We start from the raw sequence: 15,071 nt of genomic DNA, 5'->3' as shown, positions 1-15,071 counted from the left end.
TTATAATTAAATGATAACTTTGATCTTAATTTAACTTTGCCGCCTAACCTTCTACTAATGTCAGCTTGCGGGTAACAAGGTCACCGTCGATCTGCAGCATTACCTCCACTTGTTGACCCGGCAAATAACTTTTTAGCAGCTCATTAAGCTCCACCTTTGCGGATACTTGCTTGCCTGCAACTTTATAAAGCAAATCGCCAGGTTGGATACCTGCTTTTTTTGCGGCTGCCGATGTCACCGATTTGACTGTTAACGGGTCGGAGGTCGGGATTCCGATGAGCGCAGACCAGCTTTCCTCAAGTCCAAGGCCAAGCGAGGCGCGTTTCACATGTCCGTATTTGAAAAAATGACTCGTTACGTACTGCACGGTATCCGCAGGAATAGAGAATCCGAGATTATCGACTCCTACCTCTACAAATTTTAAAGAATTAATGCCGATGACCTCGCCTTTCATGTTAACAAGCGGCCCACCGCTGTTGCCTGGATTTATCGATGCATCCGTTTGGAGCAGGTTGTATGCCGAAGAAACACTCCGATTCATGCCGCTCAGGATACCGCTTGTTGCCGTATTGCGAAGGGAGAACGATACGGGTGTGCCGATGGCTACTACCGTCTCGCCTACTTGAACCTTAAGCGGTGACGGGGCAAGCTTCGCGATTGGGAGCTTCGATGCCTTAATCTTAACTAATGCAAGATCACTCGCCTCATCGTGATGCGTGCGTTCTGCATCGTATTTCTTGCCGTCTGCTGTAACGACAACCAGATTGGTCATATCCTCAACAACATGCGCATTCGTCACGATCCAGCCATCTGTGCGAATAATAACGCCGGTTCCATGCGCCAATGCATACCTTGGATCTGCCGAGCCGATATCCTTCGGCTTACCGATAATCGCGACAACGGAAGGCGATACCTTCTTTACAACCGATGGGATATCGACTGGCGTATACGCATACGTGTTTGTCTTGGAATCAAACGTACCTGTTCCGCCTAGCGCGCTTGTTAATGAGCTTGCTTTGACATAAACCTCGCCATTAATTTTCGCAGCATTCAGCGTATGTGTAGCTGTGTTGCCTGCACCAGCACCCCATACCGTTCCTGCTGCAACAATCGCTCCTAATACAATGAAGCTGCAGACACGTAGCAAGCTGCTTTTCATGAAGCCACTCTCCTAGTTTTTGTTCATGCATACCAATCTCTTAATGAAGAAACTATGATGCATGAAATAGTAGTAATCCGTTGTAATATAGCATAATTTCCCATATACAACAATGAAAATCGATAGAATTGTTCTCCCAAAAAAATACTAATTATTAATCTCGATTCCTCGTACTGCGCTAGTTTTGTTTAGTTATTATGCGATTTTGTCAAATATGATTTCGGTTATGTGTTCTGAGAATAGAAGTGTTATACTAGACGGGACTACTAAATCAATCCATATCGATGGATTCGGGAGGTAAATGAACAAATGAAATTAGGAGTATTTAGCGTACTTTTTGCACAAAAGCCGTTCGAGGAAGCACTTGACTACATCGCATCCAAAGGACTTGATGCCATTGAAATCGGAACTGGCGGATACCCTGGAAACGCACACTGCGACCTTGATGGTTTGCTTGCGGATGAAGGAAAACTGAAAGCGTTTAAACATGCGGTAGAATCACGTGGTTTGATGATCAGCGCACTTAGCTGCCACGGTAACCCATTGCACCCTCAGAAAGCCATTTCGTCAGAGCATGATGAAGTTATTCGTAAAACGATTGAACTTGCTAACCGTCTTGAAGTTTCCGTTGTAAATACTTTCTCTGGCTGCCCTGGCGATCACGAGGATGCAAAATATCCGAACTGGCCGGTTGCTCCTTGGCCAAACGATTTCCAAGAAATTTTGAACTGGCAATGGGAAGCAAAAGTTATTCCATATTGGTCTGAGATCGGCAAGCTTGCTACAGCTAGCGGTGTGAAGATGGGCCTTGAGCTGCATGGCGGTTTCTCCGTTCACAGCCCGGCTACTATGCTTCGCCTTCGCGAAGCGGCTGGCAATGCAATCGGCGCCAACCTAGATCCAAGCCACATGTGGTGGCAAGGAATTGACCCTGTTCAAGCGGTACATATCCTTGGACGCGCTGGAGCTATCCATCACTTCCATGCTAAGGATACGACAATCGATCCGATTAACGTAAATCACCACGGCGTAACGGACATGCAATCGTATGCTCTTATGCTTGACCGTGCTTGGCAGTTCCGTACAGTTGGTTATGGCCATGACCTCAAAACATGGGCAGACATCCTTAGCGCGCTTCGTCTAGTCGGCTACGACTATGTTGTGAGCATCGAGCATGAAGACGGCTTAATGTCCGTTGATGAAGGCTTCACAAAAGCTGTTCAAAATCTTCAACAAATTCTTATCCGCGAGCCGCTTGGCGAGATGTGGTGGGTTTAATTTCTAGCAACAAAGAAAAAGGTCTGCCGGACAAGTCCGGCAGACCTTTTTTCTATGTATGCTGTTACGCCATCCAAACCTTTGTGATCATAATGAAATCAATCAACAAAAACAATGCGAGTGAAACGGTTGTAAAACCGATTGCAAAAATGTTTTTCTTCGGACGAGCGGTCAGTAGTCGAACCAGTCCGATTGCGATCAATACGGTAAAGGCCAACATAAACCAATCGAAAGTTCCAATTTTACTTGCTGTTTGAGCTGCTGCTTCTGCCAAAAACATGAAGGGACCTCCTTTTTTTCGCACGTAACCTATTTTACTATATGTTAGCTTTTTGTGGCTCAAGGCGCAAGTCCGAATCTTCATTCGTAACAAGTTTGTCACGATTTCCTAAAAAAAATGAATCTTTAGCTTAGAGCCGGCATTCACTAATAAGCCCTCATCTATAAATTGTCCATCTCTACCAAGATCTATAACAGCATTTTGACGGTGCTGAATGAACCTACGCTCTTGATAAAATAATAAAATAACTAAAAAAAGAATCGGGAAGTATTTCACTCTTCCCGATTCCTAACGAGCTACTTGCTATTCAGCAATGCTAAAATTAAAGTTACCGCTTCTGCCCTTGTTGCCTGATCCGCAGGAGCGAATATGCCGCCATCCCTACCTTGAAGAAGTCCCGCTTTGAATGCTGCTGCCACATAAGGTTTTGCCCAATTTGGGATTTGATCAGCATCTTTAAATGATAGCTCGGCATTGTTCTCTAGAGGCAGCTTCTTCGCACGGACGATCATAGCTGCCACCTCTGTGCGCGTAATCGCTTGAGCCGGACGATACGTATTGTCTTCGAACCCGCTTGCTATACCTGCGTTCACGACACTTGCAATATAAGGTCTTGCCCATGCAGGAATCATGTCAATATCTGCAAAATCAGCGTCGCCTTTTTCTTCTAGATGCAGAGCTCTTGCCAGCATAGCAGCAAACTCTCCGCGCGTTACACTTGCATTTGGACGGAAGGAATTGTCCGTATAGCCATTAATAAATTTAAGCTTAATCGCTTGCTGAATGGCGTCTGATGCCCAGTGTCCTTCAATGTCCGTTAGTACAATGTCCGTTGTCGGTTTCTCAGGATCTTTTCCACCTGGATTCACCGGATCAGGATTGGTTGTTCCGCCTCCAGGTGTTCCACCGGGTGATGATGTATCCACGTTCGTTTTCACGATAACACTTGGACCATCCTCACTCCACTTGCCGCCTGCGTTGCCCGCTTCAATCTTAAACGTGTAAGACGTATCCGCAGATAGTCCGCTGGCTTGGTAGCTATACACACTGCCTGCAACGCTCGCCAGTTTGACGCCATCCTTGTAAATGGCATATTCTGTGATGCTTGGCGCATCGACAGCCGGTGTCCAGTTTAAGGTTGCTCCCGTCTGCGTCACATTCGAAGCGGTCACTACTGCGTTTTCCCATGCTGGCGCCTCTGGCTCTGGTTGTTTTACGTGAAGAGTCAGTGCTTTTGTCGGCAATGAAACTAATTCGCCAGTCGAAGAATATTTAATATTGTCGAAAGCAAATGTACGTCCATTTGCAGTATCCCATAAGTAACCGAGTACGATTCTGTCGAAGCTTGCAATCGCTGTCGTTGTTTTCACCAATTGCCCATCGATATACATCTTTAAATCTGTACCTGATGTGTAATCCCACTTCAGTTCATGCCATCCGACGCTTCGTTTCACCGGAGTGGCTTCCCATGCGGTTGAAGATCCGCTTGCCCTTACTGAATAATACTCCAGCGACCCATAGGTGCCGCCGTCATACAATAAGCCCATGCCTGCAAGCAGGCTGCTTCTTGCATTTCCGACATGTGCGACAACCCGCGTCTTCGAGCTTTCGGAGCCGTCATCATAAAGCATCATCGATACGACGCCCTGCTGCTTGCCGCCAAACACCTTTTGAATGGCGTTACTGCCATTTCCAACAACAAATAGCGCACTTTGATCGCCATGATAAGCGACCTTATCCGAAATGCTGCCCGTCGTAATACTCGTACCGGTCTCTGGCAGGAAGTCATTCCAGCCGTTCTCGAAGCTTTCCGAGTAGACCAAGTCCTTGTATTCCTGCACCTTAGCAGAAACCTCAACCTCAGTGACACCTGTTAGATCGCCGCTCACCTCAAGCTTGCCTGTCAACGAGTCTACAACGACATTCTCATTATTCGTTGCATATTCTACTTGATGATAATCCGCATATTCAATCGCATTTTGATCCTCTGTCACGCCGTCAATTCTTAGCTGCAGCGTAGTCTTCTCCTCCGATAACTCCGTTCCGTCTGAAGCAACAAGGTAGGATACAACCTTTGAAGGCGCATGAACAATGACTCGAGCTTCAGCTTTCACATTCGGATTAATAGTGCTTTCAGCTGTAATGATCGTTTCGCCCTCAAGCAGCGGGGATACAAAACCTTGCGCATTAATGGCGGCCACTGCAGGATTGCTGCTCGACCATTTGATTCCTTTAAACCATGCGTTGTCTGGACCAACCGTAGCCGTCATCTTCTCGCCTCTATGCTTTGCATGAAGCTCCAGCACAGGCTTGTCAATGACAATCGTTTGCGGCATTACCTCTGGTGCCTGCTCGCTTGGCGCATCATTCGAATATTCATGCGCTCCAATATCCACTTTAGCAGCAGATGTGATCGCATTATTAAAGAAGTCTTTTGTTGCAGGAGCCCATACCGATGGCGTCAAAGCTGACATATCCTGCCCTGCATCGATTGCCGGTGAGCCTGGCAGCAATTTGTATCCGTTCAATTTCTCTACATCAAATGTGCTTTGGCTAGCATTAATGATATCTTTTGGCTCTTCACCCGCTCTTGCGAATTGCGGACTTGCAAACAAGTTTTGATCCAATGATAATCCAGTCAGCTTTAAATCCTTGTACTCGCTGCCCGGATAAAAAATATTATTTTTCACTTCGCCGCCAGCAAAGCGGTCTTGTCCAATCGATGTATTAGCCTTGGAGTAAAAGATATTATTGTACATTCTTAAGTATTTTCCAGGATCGCTGATCAGCTTCGTCTGCACCTGCGCATCCGTAAAGAAAGTATTGTTATGAATTAATGGAGCATCTCCAAGTGTAGTAGGAAGATAATGGAATATATATCGACCATCTCCATCATTTACACTAATATTATAGCGAACGAGAGAGTTTGTTGAGCCGCTCATAAATAATATGAATCCACCACGGTTGCTGTGGCTGTAGTTATATTGATAGAGAGTTCCTTCGCAAAACATATCTACGTCAAAGGCCTGCCCATCATTGTAGCCATAAATACCGCCATACACTTCATTGTATTGAATGACCATATCCTTAACGCCAATGACCCATAGGCCTGCATAATTGACGTTGCCTACATTTTTCGCCGAATGCCTGACGACCGTATTGTATTCCATTCTGCCGTTGCTGCCCACGTTGCTCATAACGAAGCCGTCACCCTGCACATCGGCAACATAGTTATTATTGAACACTACATTTCGCAGAACTCTCGGGAAATTGGCTTTCGTATCGCCCTCTCGGTAAAGACCCGCATTTCGAATGCCTTCGATATCAACCCGCTCCACCGTATTTCCTTCAACGAGCACATCCTCAATATTGCCAAGGATCAGAATGCCGCCGCTGCCTACCTTCCAGCCTGTAGGGTTGCCATCGACATCGTGGATATAGTTGTTCTTAACTACGATTCCTCGGTGCGGGTTAGCTTCCCATTCCGTTACATTGGTTGAAGCTGTTCTAATGTTAATGCCTGCCCGCTGCGAGACAACGTCAGGGTTTTTATTCGTTAATTCAAAGTTGTGAAACTGCAGGTAGCTGCCGTCCACAACGTCGATCGTAGCGGATAATGTTTTATCCTTCACGCCAGTATAATTTTGAATAATAGCTGATTTCTCAGTCGTTGTTGTTCCATTGCCGTTAATGATTGGTCTTACAGAAGGATCATCACTGCCATATTTATCGAAGATGATCGGTGCTTCTTTGGTGCCTGATATTCCTCTTAGCTTCAATGAGCCATTCCATACATCGCCAGCCTTGAATAAAATGCGATCGCCAGGCTTCCAGCCTACGCTATTAACCTTCTCTAGCGATGCCCAAGCTTTATCCTCCGATTTGCCATCATTATCGTCATTGCCCTCATTGCTGACATAATATGTCGAGCCTGTTACCGACTGCTCTGCTATAGCAAGCGGCTGCGAGTCCTCCAGCGGTACGCCCGTTTCCTGTGCTGAAACAGCGGGAATCGCTATTGTCGTTAAGAGTGCGACTAATAGAACCATGGATACAAGCTTTTGCTGCATATAATGCTTCAAAAAAATCATCCTCCTATTATTTTTGATAGACTTACGACATGAACGTTATTTTAGGAAACACCTCCTTATTAAATTCAATCTTCGTCTGTTTCAAACGCTTGCTCACTTCTTCTTCTAGCCGCTCCTGCACATACAGTTGAATGACGGCGTTCTTAACATCCTCATACTTTTCCATGCCTTTATCTCGCTTTGCTAGAAGCCTATACCTATACATTCCCTCGCCTGATTGATCGATATCGCTATACTCGCCTTCCGAGAGTCCAAGAAATAGGGTGTAAAGATTTTGCGATAGTGTATCCTCTTTGGAGGTTTCCGCCAAATTCAATGTCAGCTCCTCCTTCATACCCGCTTTGCTATCCAAGGAAATTTTCTCGTAATCGAATTCATACCCTTTGTGAAAATACTGCTGCTTCACCCTGTCATAATAAAGTTTAAGCTCTTGGTCGGGCAGCGTACTTTGCGCTTCTTTCGCCCATTTATCGATGAGCTTCTGAACGTTCATGCTTTGATAATAGGAGTAGTACTCTGCTTTCCCATACTTCTTGGGGCCGTAAATAGGCTGATTGTTAGCTGCTTTTTTTGCTCTATCCTTATTTTCTTGATCATAGCTCTTCAAGAACGCTTCGTAAGAAATGTCACTGAGGATACCATTCTCCTTCAAAATAATTTGCTCCATTTTCACCTTCACAAGCTCATCCATAGCTTTTTGCTTTGCATACTCCAGCGGGTTTTCACCGTTGATAGAAGCTGTCCAAAAATCTTTGTCATAATCGGCATTGTAGGTTCGCTTGAAATAACTTGTCGTTAAAGCCTTGTTGCTTTGTAAAAAAGCTTGAAATTCACTCTCTGATACATCGTAATTATCGATAGTAAACGCAGTCTTATCCGCAGGGTTTAGAGCAGGCATGTTACCAAGCGATAATGCTCCTGCAATAATTACAATAATCATGCTGCATGCGACGAATAACAGCTTTTTTCCTTTCACGTTGTCCTTGCCTCCTCCTCTATGTAAGCACTTACAATTAAACTTTGTACTATTATAGACAGAAACCAAACTTCGCTATAATGAACAGATTTGACTGATATCGTATAATTTTTACCTATTGTTAAAAATGCAGCTAAACCTCTTTGTCAATGCATCAACATAACCAATCCATTTCCGCCCCTCCATAAAAAAGGAGCTGTCCCAAAAGAGATTAACTCGCTGTAGAGATAGCTCGATACGATAATTGAAAAGATGGCGTTACCGAGATTTATTCCTATGACGCCATTTTTCTCTTTTTGGTCTGTTGATGCTCGATTAAGCAAACGGTGGGCAAGCGAATTTTGGAGTATAGTTGAAGCTGGAGATGAAGCAATAAGCACACAAAGGTTCTTACAGCGTGTGAAATGGCTAGGGGTGCTGTCAATAAGCACATATATGCGCTTATTGCGGTGCTGAGGCGTCTGATCGAGGTGGGAATTGGGGCTGTAAGCACACATAGGTTCTTACAGCGTGTGAAATGGCTAGGCTTGCTGTCTGTAAGCACATATATGTGCTTATTGCGGTGCTGAGGCGTCTGATCGAGGTAGGAATTGGAGCTGTAAACACAAATAGCTTCTTACAGCGTGTGAAATGGCTAGGGGTGCTGTCTGTAAGCACATATATGCGCTTATAGAGTTGCGGCGGCGTCTGATCGAGGCGGGAAATGAAACAATAAACACGTATATGTTCTTACAGCGAGTAAATCGACTAGATTTGTTGGAGGGTGCCCCTGAAGCTTAACGCTTTTGGGACAACCTCTTATTTATCAATATATGAATGGAACTTCTACCAATACCCTTTAATGCCTTTATTCATGCGGATTAACGCTTCTAAATAATAATAATCGCCCCAAATCATATAATCATCCGGCGCACGATCACCCCGCACATGATAAGAGCCATGCTTCAGCAGCCCCTCCGCATTCGGAAGATCTGTTGTTGCATAATGCTGGACTAATGAATTCATGCTGCTATGAATGGCCTTCTCGAATATAGCAAGGTCAGCATCCTCTTCAGCAAGCAGCTCCATCAGCTCCAACATGCCGCAAACGGCAATAGCTGATGCTGAGCTGTCACGAGGCGTATCCCATTCCATCGGTACATCAAAATCCCAATAAGCAACATGATCCTCGGGCAAATGCTCAATGAAGTAATGAGCCAGCCGTTTGGACGTCTCCAAAAAAGCGGCATCCTTTGTATAGCGATATGCGAGTGCAAATCCATAAATGCCCCAAGCTTGCCCTCTTGTCCAAGTCGAGCCATCCTCATAACCTTGATGAGTCCCGCCTCGAAGCGCATGACCTGTCTTAGGATCGAAATAAAACGTATGATACGATGATCGGTCGCCACGAACCAAAAATTTTTGACTGGCACAAGCATGTTTGTAGGCAATATCATAATATTTTTGTTCGCCGGTCTGTTCATAAGCCCAGAACAACAGTGGAAGATTCATTAAACAATCAATGATCATTCGTCCCCCGTTTTCCGGGTCATCCTCTTTGCCCCAGGCTTGAATGATCCCTATCCTCGGCCGCCAGCGTGAATAGAGCCTTTCAGCAGCTTCAAGCGCCACCATCCGGGCCTCTTCACTTCCTGTCACTCGCCACTCTGCAACGGCTGACAACGAATATAGGAAACCAATATCATGATGATCGAGCGCCACATGGCGATCAAGCCGGTCTTTAAAGTTCGGCAAAAAGGACTCCGCTGCTTCCTTATAGAAAACATCTTCACTAGATTCATAGGCAAGCCACATCATGCCAATATAAAAGCCTTCGATCCAGTCATCATTCTCTCCCCACTCATAACGCTGCCCCTCCGAAATATGCGGCAGCTTGCCTGGATGTTTACCTATATTTTGCTTCACTTTAACTATCGCATCGTCAATTGCTGTTTGCCACATCACTATTTATCACCTCAGAAGAATGTCATTATGAAGTATATTTCCGATGATTACTTTCCCCGAGCTGTCCCGCTCAACAGTAGGAGGGTTTAACCACTCCAGCTCGTTCTCTTTGCTGTTCGTCGCACCAAAGACAGCGGATATGAGTATATGCTCACCTTGTGTCAAACGAGCGGTTAGCGTCGGTATCATCGTTCGAGGCTTAAGCACATTCGTATTCGCCTCTGGATAAACCATCATCGCTTGCTCGAAGCCGGAAATGTTAATCATTCCACTCATTCCGTCTGACATTTTTGCAAGCACACCTCCGGTTACCGTTAGGACAACTGCTTGATCCTTTCCGTCACCTGCTAACGTCTGAACCGCAAATCCGCCCTCGGCGACATCAAGCTCGCGCCCCGCCTTGATTCGATGTACACGAACATGCCACAAGCCCGCCGGGATAATCCATGTCTGTACCTCCACATTTGGCCATGGCAGCCAGCGGGAGTAGACCGATTTCTCCTGAATTCGGAATTCCTCACAAAATCGCCGGACACGGTAATGCTCATCGCATTCACTTAGCGCAAGCGTCGAATCATATGCCCCCTGCGTAAGCCCGTAGTAACCTTTTGGCACGCTGAAGCCGAATAAAGTCGAGTAGGCGAATTTCGAATATTTTGCCGCGCTATGCGACATATCGAAGTTAGCCATTTGACCTGAGCCATAGGCAATGACATGCTTATGGCCTTCCGGACGGCTAATGGTCATACGTGCATGCGGCTGAGCGACAAGCGGCTTAAGCTCAGGCAATGCCTCTTCCTCTGCCTGCCAGAAGGGATGCTCATCCGGCAAAGCTAAAATAAGAAATGCTTTATACGACCAATAAGGAGATCCTGGCGCATTATAGCCTTCGCCCATCAGTAAATTCGGATAAGCATATCCGATACTTAGCAAGCCATCAGGTGTAAAGATCGGCTGTGAGAACCACCAACGCAAATGGCGCATAATAATGCCTTTCATCACTCCCATGGAGTAAGGCAGCACATCCGCAAAAACTAACGCACTCCAGAAAGAAACTTGTGCAAAACGATACGTGAGGCTGCGCCCGAATGGGATGCTGCTTCCATCCTCCGCGAACCAATGTATGAAATCCTGAGCGAATAGACTTGCACGCTCACGGTAACGCGCAGCCCGCTCCGCATCCTCTTTCTCCATCAGCTTGGCATAGAGGAGTCCATAATAATGCATGGCGAACGGAATATAATAGTCCCGCTGATCCGTCTTCCCATCCGAATACCAGCCGTCGCTTAAGTAATAGGAATCAATAGTGTCCAGGTAGTTGTCCATTATGTCTTGATCGTGCGGCAAACCTACTTTTTGGAAGCCCACATTCACTAGTACCGTAAACATCAGCCAGTTATTCGGATTGGAACGATCAACGAGATTTATTTGATTAAGCCAGCGGTATACATTGTCTTTTTGCTTGTCTGTTAGCGGTTCCCATATTTTATGGGGAGCAAGCGCGAGTCCCAAGCCAAGAATAGATTGCTCTACCATTCTCTGATCTTTCGTTTCGAAACGACCCCAATACTCCTCATGATCCGGATCGGTTCCGTGAATGATGCCCTGTACATACATCGGCCACAGCTCCGATTCTCCCCCGCCGCAGGCATGCGGAACGAGTCCCCATAATGGACGCGCAAAAGCTTCCATCAAGGCAATAGCCTCACTATGAATCGCTCCTGTCGCACCGAGATCCAAACCAGCGCATCCGGGAGTGAAGCGCTCCTTCAACGGTTCAAAGGCCTCGCTAACCGCTTGCTGCAAATCTGCTTTCGATTGTAATCTCACCTGATCTAAAACTCTCGTTGCTGCCATAAAAGCTCTCTCCGTTTCACTCAAAATGACCTTTGCTCCAAACCGAATATTCGCTAGGTCTCATGCCCATCTCACGTTTGAACAACTTAATGAAATAGCTTTTGTTGGCATAACCCAAATAATCGGAAATCTCTTCAACACTTTTGCTAGATTGCTGGAGAAGCTCCTTCGCTTTCTGAAGCTTGACCATATTGACGTACTCGATGAAATTTTGATTTGTCTCTTTTTTAAACAAGCGGCTAAAATAACTGGAATTCAAGTTCAAATGGTTAGCCATATCCTCCAGCGTCATTTTCTCCGTTACATGCGACACGACAAATTGCTGTGCCTTGATTACTTCCGTACGTTTAGAGCTGATCGCATATATACTTAACCTTCTGGATAGCTCATTCAAATGCTGGATCATCCATTCTTCCAAATGATCTAATGTCTCAATCGCATTCACCGCGTCATACAGCTTCTCTTCCGATAAGAATGGGTGATACTGCAGTGTAACTTTTGTTTTCATTTGCAGGTCCATAAGCAGCTGCAGCACTAATTCCTTTACGTTGCTCGGATGAAACCTTCTTGATCGAACCTCATGCGTCCACTCCACAATCGTTTTCCGCAGCTCGTCTGGTTCATTTAAAGCGATGCTTTGATTGATGCTCGCAAACAATTGAGAATACTCCGTATACATATCATCTTTGGAGAATGACACCACTCCGAAATTGTGTACTGCCGATTCTTTGAGATAAAAGCAATGCTCCGGCTCTTTCAGCATCGGAAGCAGGACCCCTTGCATTTCTTTCGGCCCTCTCGTTTCTCTTCCTTGTATACAGGAGACGGATATTTTTAAATACTTGTAGATCACGGCAATAGCTTCCTGCATCGCATAATAAATCTCTTGCTGCTCTTTGGCTGGATCATTGCTGCCGTACAAAATAACTAACTGCTTATTGCTATAACGAAAGGTCACCCAACGTGAAGCATCCAATAAGTCGTGCAAGACGTTTTCAACGGAGAACGCAATCGTATAATCATTCAACTTCCTGTTGCTTGCAACGGTCGACATGCGATCAATAATAACGACTAGTGGAATATAGCTTTTGGCATCGAGTGAAATACCGTTCGTCCGAGCTTGCTCCAACCATGCTTCCTTTGTCCAATAGGATTGAAACAAGGTGTCTTTCAAAAACTTTTCTTTAAACGCGGATTGATTCTTTTGCTTGTACAACACCATATCCGTCGCTTTTTTGTTCTCTAATTGCAAATCGGTCACGATATTTTTCAATATGGCTTGTAGTTGCTCGACATCCAAGCTTTCTTTCAAAATATAATCTTTCACATTCAATTTCAGCGCTTGCTGTGCATATTTAAATTCATTGTGGCAGGACAGAACAACGGCTCTGCCTTTTGGATTAATTTCACAAAACTTCTCAAGCATCTCAAGCCCGCTCATTTTTGGCATGCCAATATCGGTTAGTATAATATCGGGCGGACTCTGGCATGCTGCCTCCCAAGCCTCAAGACCGTTTGAATAACAGCCGATCAAATTGATATCAAGTTCATGCCACAAAACAGTTTGAGAGAGATAACGTACTACCGGATAATCATCATCCACTAGAATTGCCGTCAACATGCTGCGCACCTGCTCTCTTACACTCGAATGGGAATATTAATGTTATCTTCGTTCCGACACCTGACTCGCTTTCAATTGTGGTTTTGACATACTCTCCATAAACGAGCCGCAACCTCTGAAACACATTTTTTACGCCGATGCCCGAAAAGCTTTTATTTTCGCTTTCCTGCGGGTCGCGTATATCCTCACTTTTCGCTTGAAGCTCTTTCAGCTTATCTTTAGTCATTCCAATTCCGTTATCTCGCACCACAATTCGAAGCAGCTCACGTCCATTGTCATGCTCTTTGTTCGCATCGATAAATATTTCACCGTCAAATTGTTCGAATCCATGAATGATCGCATTCTCTATTAACGGTTGAATCATGAATCGCGGAACCAATGCTTGCTCGCAGCCAGCCTCAAAGTTATAAGCGACTCTTACCTGATTGGCATGTCGGAAATTCATAAGCTTCACATAATGGAGCACGGTGTCTCCCTCTTCATCCAGAGGAATAAACTCATTATCCCGATTAATCGTCATTCGCAATAAAGAGGAAAGCGATTTGATTAATTCCGCATTCTCCTGATCCCCTTGAATCAATATATTGAGCCTTATCGAATTGAGCAGGTTAAACATAAAATGCGGATTAATTTGAGCCTGAAGCATTTCAAGCTCCGCTTTTCGTTTTTTTGCCTGTTCTAATGTAATTTGCTCAAACATCTCTTGAATGCGATCCAGCATAAAATCTATCGTCTTCGCTAAATGGCCAACTTCATTATGCCCGCGTATATTATTGCGCTCGTCGAGCTGGCCACGTCCAATTTTCGTAACAAACACGCTTAAATCACGAATAGGCTTCGTTAATGCAGATATTCGGATCGTCAACAGCACAAAAAATAACGAGAAGAACAAGGCTTGAACGATGAAGCTAACGAACAACACCTGTTTGTTCTTATCAATGGCTGCGGACATTGGAATAAGGCTAACGACTCGCCAATCGTTGCTCTCTAATTTTTGCTCGACATAAACGTATTTTTTTCTTTCGATTTCGATCGTTCGGCCCATCCCCTCCGGCTTCCACCAAAGCAGCTTTTCTCCTATTTTGGATGGGTTCGCTTGCGAGATCACGACGCCGTTTGAGTCTAACAAAAACATTTCCTGATTTTCGTTTGTTGTAAGATAGGGGCGTATTAAGCGCTCATTTATATTAACGATCATATAGCCAATTGGAATACTTGCCGTCTTCTTGATCGGTCTTCCCATCGTTACGTAATTTGTCGTCATCTTTTCTGTTTGAATTTGTTCGCCAAGCCAATAGGTAGAAAATATCGGCAGCTCATTTAATTGATGAAACCATTTTCTCTCATACCACAATCTCGGGTTCAAATCACTGTGTGAATAGTTTGTATAAAAGGGTTCCTTCACCCCTAAAATCGTAACTTGAAAATCATTTTTTTGAATAAAAAGATCATCCAAAATTCGTGACAGCTTACTGAAATTAACCGCATATTCCTGCTTTTGCTTCTGCAGCGCTAATTCAGCTTTGTTGACCATTAGCATTTGACGTATTTCAGCGTTCATTAACACAAAATTCGATAAATTCAATGTCTGCTCAAACACGCTGTTAATTTCTGATTTAGCAACCTTGAGCGAGTCTTCCGCATTCATGACCACTTTGTCCAAAATAATATCTTTCGTTAAATAGTTGGTGACGAGGTAAATAACAGCAAGCGGAATGACAAAACAAATCAATGCTGACCAAACTAATTTCATCCGTAATGAATCTTGTCGAATTAACACAAGTGCAGGCCTCATATCTGAATAGAATAGGGACAGAAATTGATGCTCTTTCTGTCCCAAAACATTGTAAGCCCTTTAATACGAA

General features: G+C 44.8%; 9 protein-coding genes. 1 reads left to right on the top strand and 8 read right to left on the bottom strand.

Features of this window, described 5'->3' with window-relative positions:
- Nucleotides 1–43: 43 nt before the first annotated feature.
- Nucleotides 44–1,159: a S1C family serine protease gene (locus ACIFSR_RS09765; protein ID WP_339205316.1), complete on the bottom strand. Its 1,116-nt coding sequence runs from the start codon at nucleotides 1,157–1,159 to the stop codon at nucleotides 44–46.
- Nucleotides 1,160–1,468: 309 nt separating this feature from the next.
- Between ACIFSR_RS09765 and ACIFSR_RS09760 the strand changes: the two genes are divergently transcribed.
- Nucleotides 1,469–2,437 (top strand): sugar phosphate isomerase/epimerase family protein, encoded by a 969-nt coding sequence (locus ACIFSR_RS09760; RefSeq protein WP_076266150.1) that lies wholly within the window; start codon nucleotides 1,469–1,471, stop codon nucleotides 2,435–2,437.
- 64 nt (nucleotides 2,438–2,501) lie between these two features.
- On the opposite strand, the gene ACIFSR_RS09755 is transcribed toward ACIFSR_RS09760, so the two are convergent.
- The 7 genes from ACIFSR_RS09755 to ACIFSR_RS09725 form a co-directional block, all read right to left on the bottom strand.
- Complete coding sequence (locus ACIFSR_RS09755) at nucleotides 2,502–2,717, bottom strand: hypothetical protein (protein ID WP_076266151.1); 216 nt, start codon at nucleotides 2,715–2,717, stop codon at nucleotides 2,502–2,504.
- Between the two features lie 296 nt (nucleotides 2,718–3,013).
- Nucleotides 3,014–6,799, bottom strand: a complete 3,786-nt coding sequence (locus ACIFSR_RS09750) for an S-layer homology domain-containing protein (RefSeq protein WP_430057033.1) — start codon at nucleotides 6,797–6,799, stop codon at nucleotides 3,014–3,016.
- A 31-nt stretch (nucleotides 6,800–6,830) separates the two neighbouring features.
- Nucleotides 6,831–7,784: a hypothetical protein gene (locus tag ACIFSR_RS09745; RefSeq protein ID WP_430057031.1), complete on the bottom strand. Its 954-nt coding sequence runs from the start codon at nucleotides 7,782–7,784 to the stop codon at nucleotides 6,831–6,833.
- 825 nt (nucleotides 7,785–8,609) lie between these two features.
- A complete protein-coding gene (locus ACIFSR_RS09740; RefSeq protein ID WP_339205319.1) occupies nucleotides 8,610–9,725 on the bottom strand; it encodes a glycoside hydrolase family 88 protein in 1,116 nt (371 codons plus the stop codon).
- A 9-nt stretch (nucleotides 9,726–9,734) separates the two neighbouring features.
- Entirely contained in the window at nucleotides 9,735–11,585 is a 1,851-nt protein-coding gene (locus tag ACIFSR_RS09735) for a DUF2264 domain-containing protein (RefSeq protein ID WP_430057028.1), read from the bottom strand.
- Between the two features lie 16 nt (nucleotides 11,586–11,601).
- Complete coding sequence (locus ACIFSR_RS09730; protein WP_339205321.1) at nucleotides 11,602–13,206, bottom strand: response regulator transcription factor; 1,605 nt, start codon at nucleotides 13,204–13,206, stop codon at nucleotides 11,602–11,604.
- Entirely contained in the window at nucleotides 13,181–14,986 is a 1,806-nt protein-coding gene (locus tag ACIFSR_RS09725; protein WP_430057025.1) for a cache domain-containing sensor histidine kinase, read from the bottom strand. Before ACIFSR_RS09725 ends, ACIFSR_RS09730 begins: the two co-directional genes overlap by 26 nt.
- Nucleotides 14,987–15,071: the final 85 nt, after the last annotated feature.

The organism is Paenibacillus sp. NRS-1760, assembly GCF_050467785.1.
Lineage (GTDB): Bacteria > Bacillota > Bacilli > Paenibacillales > Paenibacillaceae > Pristimantibacillus.
The sequence above is the reverse complement of the archived record's forward strand: the minus strand, read 5'-3'. Positions and strand labels throughout refer to the sequence as shown.

Excerpts from the sequence above, each read along its gene's own strand:
- ACIFSR_RS09740 (WP_339205319.1), bottom strand. The coding sequence starts at position 9,725 with ATGTGGCAAACAGCAATTGACGATGCGATAGTTAAAGTGAAGCAAAAT.
- ACIFSR_RS09760 (WP_076266150.1), top strand. The coding sequence starts at position 1,469 with ATGAAATTAGGAGTATTTAGCGTACTTTTTGCACAAAAGCCGTTCGAG.
- ACIFSR_RS09755 (WP_076266151.1), bottom strand. The coding sequence starts at position 2,717 with ATGTTTTTGGCAGAAGCAGCAGCTCAAACAGCAAGTAAAATTGGAACT.
- ACIFSR_RS09730 (WP_339205321.1), bottom strand. The coding sequence starts at position 13,206 with ATGTTGACGGCAATTCTAGTGGATGATGATTATCCGGTAGTACGTTAT.
- ACIFSR_RS09765 (WP_339205316.1), bottom strand. The coding sequence starts at position 1,159 with ATGAAAAGCAGCTTGCTACGTGTCTGCAGCTTCATTGTATTAGGAGCG.
- ACIFSR_RS09735 (WP_430057028.1), bottom strand. The coding sequence starts at position 11,585 with ATGGCAGCAACGAGAGTTTTAGATCAGGTGAGATTACAATCGAAAGCA.